A 4779-nucleotide genomic window follows, 5' to 3' on the forward strand; every position below is an offset into this window, starting at 1 on the left:
GTCGCTCGGATTCGCCGATCTGCTCGTAGCTTTTCTTGTTGATCATGATGGCCTCATTCTGGAAGGTGTTGCACTTCAGATTTGAGGGCGCCAAGCACGAACGGTCAAAAAGACCAGGTGGATTGCAGCGCATACGGAACGTCTTGCGCGCCCTGAACGGCGAGCCCCGACACGGTGGATCAGACTGCATTGCTGGCTTGGCGTTGTGCTGGCGGCATCGGGGGCATGGCAGAGTCGTTCCCGGCGTCAAGGCGGCCAGGCCGTTCGTGGTGGCCATCGCGCCCTGCGTATCAATCCTGTGGGCGCTGTCCGGTGCCTGGTGCCGGGCGTGCGCTCGGGCCGCGTACGGGCGCCGCAAGTTGCTGCGTTGCAACATCCCTGCCGTGGTTGCCGCGCGCCGTCTGGGTAGGCGCACAATACCGTTCCCAAACGTAACGGAAACCCGACTGCTGGGGCAGCGGGTACGGTCAGTGCAAACCACCAAATCCTCGCTGGCGGCGCTCACGCTGGGTGCGATCGGTGTCGTCTACGGCGACATCGGCACAAGCGTGCTGTACGCGGTCAAGGAAGTCTTCGGCTCCGGCCATGTGCCGTTCACGCCCGACAACGTCTACGGAATCCTGTCGCTTTTTTTCTGGACCCTGACGGTCATCGTGTCGCTCAAGTACGTGGTGCTTGTGCTGCGCGCAGACAACCACGGCGAGGGCGGGCTGATCGCCATGCTCGCCTTGGCCTCGCAGGCGGTGAAAGACAAGCCCAGGCTGCGCAGCGTGTTGCTCATCGTGGGGATCTTCGGCACCTCGCTGTTTTACGGCGACGGCGTGATCACGCCGGCCATTTCGGTGTTGTCCGCCGTGGAGGGGCTGGAGGTGGTGTCCCCCCATTTCAAGCAGTACGTGATTCCGATCACGCTGGTGGTGCTGTTTTGCCTGTTTGCCGTGCAAAAGCGCGGCACCGGCGGCATTGGCCGCTTTTTCGGGCCGATCACGCTCATGTGGTTCACGACGATTGCCACGCTGGGAGTGTTCCAGATCGTGGACCACCCGGAGATCCTGTGGGCCGTGAGTCCGCACCACGCGCTGGGCTTCATGATCGAGAACCCGGGCACCACGTTCATCATCCTGGGGGCTGTGGTGCTTTGCGTCACGGGGGCCGAGGCGCTGTACGCCGACCTCGGGCACTTCGGAAAGCGCCCGATCCGCCTCGCGTGGTTCGGGGTGGCCATGCCCGCGCTGACGCTGAACTATTTCGGCCAGGGGGCCCTGCTGCTGGCGGACGCCGAGGCGGTGAAGAACCCCTTCTTCATGATGGCGCCCTCTTGGGCGCTGATGCCCCTGGTGGTGCTGGCCACCATGGCCACGGTCATCGCGTCGCAGGCGTTGATCACCGGAGCCTTCAGCGTGACCAAGCAGGTGATCCAGCTCGGCTATCTGCCACGCCTGAACATCCAGCACACCAGCGTGCGCGACACGGGGCAGATCTACATTCCGCTCGTCAACTGGGGGCTGTTCGTGGCCATCGTGCTGGCGGTGGTGATGTTCCGTTCGTCGTCCAACCTGGCGGCGGCCTACGGCATTGCGGTGACGCTCGACATGCTGATCACCACCACGCTCACGTTCTTCGTGATCCGGTACGGCTGGGGTTATCCGCTGGCCTTGTGCATTGCGGCCACGGGCACCTTCTTCGTGGTCGATCTGGCGTTTTTTGCGTCCAACCTGCTCAAGCTCCTGCAAGGGGGCTGGTTCCCGCTGATGATCGGCGGGGCGCTGTTCACGCTGATGATCACCTGGAAGCAAGGGCGGCAACTGCTCAATTCCAAGCTCAAGGACGAGTCGATCGACCTGAAGGACTTTCTGGAAGCGGTTTTCGTGAGCCCGCCGACACGCGTGGAGGGCACGGCGGTCTTTCTGACGGCCGATCCCGGTTCAGTGCCCAACGCGCTGCTCCACAACCTCAAGCACAACAAGGTGCTGCACGCACAGAACCTTTTCGTGACGGTGCGCAACCATGAGGTGCCCTGGATCGGACTCGACAAGCGCCTGGAAGTCGAGGCCCTTGGGCACGACTGCTGGCAGGTGACCATTCACTACGGGTTCAAGAACGACCCCGATGTGCCGCGTGCGCTGGAGCCTTTGCGCAACCGCGGCTGTGGCGTCGATCCGATGACCACGAGCTACTTCCTTTCGCGCGACACAGTGATTCCGCGCATCGGGGGTGGCATGGCCCCGTGGCGCGAGAAGCTCTTTGCGCAGATGCACCACAACGCAAGCGGTGCGGCGGACTTCCTGCACCTGCCCAGCAATGCGGTGGTGGAGCTCGGCTCCAAGATCGAGATCTGAGTGGATTGCGGGGTGCATCAGGCCTTGATCATGGCTGGGCGCAGGGGCGGTGCGTGCCTGCAGGGGCTCGCGCATGCGATGCCGGGACTCTTCGATGCGCTGGCTGCGTGATTTCAGTTTTTCGACGGTAACGGCCGGGTTTGTGGCGGTGCTCGTGGGGTTCACGAGCTCGGTCGCGTTGGTGTTCCAGGCGGCGCAGGCGCTCGGGGCCGACGCCGGTCAGATGGCCTCGTGGATCTGGGCGCTGGGCCTCGGGATGGGGCTGTGCTCGGCGGTGCCATCGCTGTGGCTGCGCATGCCCGTGATGGTGGCCTGGTCCACGCCCGGCGCAGCCGTGGTGGCGGCCGCAGCCGTGGCGGGGCAGCATTCCATGGGCGAGGCCGTAGGCGCTTTCATGGTGAGTGCGTTGCTGGTGGTGGTCGTGGCCTGGAGCGGTTGGATCGATGCGCTCGCGCGCCGCATTCCGATGTCCATCGCCACCGCGCTGTTGGCAGGTGTGCTCACACGGTTTGCGCTGCAGGCCTTTGTGGCACTTGAGTCCTCTGTGGTGCTGGTGCTGTGCATGCTGGTGGCGTACCTGGTCGGACGCCGGCGTTGCCCCAGATACGCCGTGCTGTTGACGCTGGCGGTGGGCATTGCCGTTGCAGCCGGCCAGGGGCAACTGGATTGGAGCCAGGTGAAGGTCGAGCTTGCGACGCCGGTATGGACCGCGCCCGTTTTCACTTGGCAGGCGCTGGTCGGCATGGCACTGCCCTTGTTTGTGGTCACCATGACGTCGCAGAACCTGCCGGGCATCGCTGTCATGAAGGCTACTGGATACAACATGCCTGTTTCGCCTTTGTTGGGTGCGACGGGCGGTGTCAACTTGCTCCTCGCGCCTTTCGGTGCGTTTTCGTTAGGCTTCAGTGCGATCACCGCGGCGATGTGCATGGGGGAGCAGGCGCATCCTGACCCCAGGCGGCGGTACACGGCGGCGGTTGCCTGCGGCTTGTTCTATTGCGTGCTTGGCGTGTTTGGGGGTGTAGTGGCCGGCCTGCTGCAGGCGTTTCCGCGCGAGCTCGTCGTTGCGATTGCGGGCTTGGCCCTGCTGGCGACCATTGCGTCTGGTTTGTCAGAGGCGTTGAAGCGGGATGTGGATCGGGAGCCCGCACTGGTCACGTTTCTGGTCACGCTCAGCGGGGTTGAGCTGCTCGGAATCGGCGCGCCTTTCTGGGGTGTGGTGGCCGGCGCGTTGGTGCTATTTGTGCAACAGTATGGAAAGTCTTCCTCAGCTCCGAGGTGATGCGGGCTCCTAAGTGCCTGCTCTGTTGTTTCCATCCTTTTCCTTGCAGCATGAATATCCTGTTTGTTGCCGACCCTCTGGAGTCTTTCAAGATCTCTAAGGACACCACCTACGCCATGATGCGGGAGGCGCAGCGTCGCGGTCATCAGATTGCGGCATGTGAACCCCGGCACCTGTCGTGGGAGCGCGGCGGGCTGGTGCGCGCCCAGGTGCGCTCAATTGCGCTGCAGTCGGCTGCGAGTGGCCAGTGGTTCCATGTGACCCAGGAGGCATTGCTGCCACTGCAGGATTTCGACGTGGTGCTCATGCGCAAGGACCCGCCGTTCGACAGCGAGTACTTCTACGCAACGCACTTGCTGGAGCAGGCTGAGCGCGAGGGTGCGACGGTGTTCAACAAGCCGCGCGCATTGCGAGACCATCCGGAGAAGCTTGCGATCCTCGAATTTCCAGATCACATCGGCCCGACCCTGGTCACACGCGATCCAGACGAGATCGTGCGGTTTCACGGTGAGCACCAGGACATCATCCTCAAGCCCCTGGACGGCATGGGCGGCATGGGCATCTTTCGCGTGGGGCCAGACGGCCTCAACCTCGGCAGCATCACCGAAACCCTGAACCGCCATGGTTCCCAGACGGTCATGGTGCAGCGGTTCCTGCCGGAGATTGCAGACGGAGACAAGCGGGTGCTGGTGATCGGAGGGCGCCCGGTGCCGTTCTGTCTGGCGCGAATCCCTCAGGGCTCTGAAGTGCGCGGCAATCTGGCCGCGGGTGGCCGCGGCGTTGCGCGCCCCTTATCAGAGCGAGACTGGGAGATCGCCCGTGCGCTGGGCCCCAAGCTGTGGGAGCGGGGCCTTTTGCTGGCAGGCATTGATGTCATCGGAGCGTACGTCACGGAAATCAATGTCACCAGTCCCACCTGCTTTCAGGAGATCACGGACCAGACAGGGTGCGATGTCGCGGCGATCTTCGTGGATGCGTTGGAGGCGGCGTTGGTGGAATCCAAAACTGTCTGAGCGTCTGATGCTCGAAACTTCAAGAGTCGTCAATTCGGCGTTTGAAACGGTGTTATAGTTCGCCTCCCGCTGCTGCAGGGGTCTGGTGTTCGAAGGGGTGCTGGGCTGTTGAGGTGGTGGGGAGGTTGGTTTGGGTGGGGTTGAG

3 protein-coding genes are annotated in these 4779 nt (G+C 63.4%); all 3 read left to right on the forward strand.

The window, feature by feature from the left end:
• Positions 1 to 470: 470 nt before the first annotated feature.
• The 3 genes from ABD866_RS10775 to gshB all read left to right on the forward strand — a co-directional run bounded on the left by ABD866_RS10775 (position 471) and on the right by gshB (position 4634).
• The gene (locus ABD866_RS10775; RefSeq protein ID WP_345064537.1) at positions 471 to 2339 is read left to right on the forward strand and encodes a potassium transporter Kup; all 1869 of its coding nucleotides are present in this window, start codon (positions 471 to 473) and stop codon (positions 2337 to 2339) included.
• Positions 2340 to 2433: 94 nt separating this feature from the next.
• On the forward strand, positions 2434 to 3621 hold the full coding sequence (locus ABD866_RS10780) for a benzoate/H(+) symporter BenE family transporter (protein ID WP_345064541.1): 1188 nt from the start codon (positions 2434 to 2436) through the stop codon (positions 3619 to 3621).
• 50 nt (positions 3622 to 3671) lie between these two features.
• Positions 3672 to 4634, forward strand: a complete 963-nt coding sequence (gene gshB, locus ABD866_RS10785) for a glutathione synthase (protein WP_345064544.1) — start codon at positions 3672 to 3674, stop codon at positions 4632 to 4634.
• Positions 4635 to 4779: the final 145 nt, after the last annotated feature.

Source organism: Acidovorax lacteus (assembly GCF_039540375.1).
GTDB lineage: Bacteria > Pseudomonadota > Gammaproteobacteria > Burkholderiales > Burkholderiaceae_C > Acidovorax_G > Acidovorax_G lacteus.